1 protein-coding gene is annotated in these 1,134 nt (G+C 45.3%); it reads left to right on the top strand.

All coding sequences use genetic code 11. The features are described 5' to 3' along the window. The coding region (uvrC, locus tag R7040_RS24685; RefSeq protein ID WP_318097307.1) for an excinuclease ABC subunit UvrC at window positions 1–1,134 on the top strand (1,134 nt) is incomplete at both ends.

Consider the following 1,134-nt stretch of genomic DNA (forward strand, 5'->3'; position numbering starts at 1 on the left):
TCCTTTCGATTCGGCTTCCTTTCTCAAGACAGTAACTCATCAGCCCGGCGTGTACCGCATGTACAACGCCGATGCTGTTGTTATTTACGTCGGTAAAGCCAAAGATCTTCAAAAACGCCTTTCTAGTTACTTTCGCAAAAAAGTCGACAGTGAAAAAACACGCGCTTTGGTGAGCAATATTGCCAAAATAGATGTCACGGTGACGCATACCGAGACAGAAGCGCTGATTCTTGAACACAATTACATCAAGCAGTATTTACCGAAATACAACGTGCTTCTGCGTGATGATAAATCGTACCCTTATATATTCATTAGCGGTCATAAACATCCGAGATTGTCCATGCACCGTGGGGCCAAGAAGCGTAAAGGCGAGTATTTTGGTCCTTACCCTGACTCAGGGGCGGTACGAGAAACGCTGCACTTGCTGCAAAAAATATTTCCTGTTAGACAGTGTGAAGATACGGTTTACTCCAATCGAACGCGCCCTTGCTTGATGTATCAAATTGGTCGCTGCGCTGGCCCGTGTGTTAGCTCGATTATCTCAGATGAAGAGTATGCTGAGCTGGTGGGTTTTGTTCGTCTATTTCTGCAAGGTAAAGATCAGCAAGTACTGAAGCAGTTGATAGAGAAAATGGAGGTTGCAAGTCAGCAACTTCGGTTTGAAGACGCGGCAAAGTTTCGTGATCAGATACAAGCGATAAGACGAGTCCAAGAACAGCAATATGTATCGGAAGACAGCATGGATGATATGGATGTGCTGGGTTTTGCGCAAGAGAACGGCATTGCTTGCATCCACATATTGATGATTCGTCAGGGTAAAGTGTTAGGCAGTCGCAGTCATTTCCCTAAGATTCCTCAAAACACGAGCCAACAAGAGGTATTCGATAGCTTTTTGACTCAGTACTACCTGAGCCACAATGAGGCGCGAACAATCCCATCTCGAATAATACTGAACCAAGAGTTGGCCGACGATCTCGAACCCATTCAAAAAGCACTGAGTGAAGTCGCAGGGCGTAAGGTTCATTTCCATACTTCTCCGACTGGTGCGAGAGGGAGATATCTTAAGCTGTCTAATACCAATGCACTTACTGCCATCACGACAAAAATCAACCATAAGATGACGATCAACCAACG

The sequence above is a fragment of the Vibrio sp. 1069 genome (genome assembly GCF_033340555.1).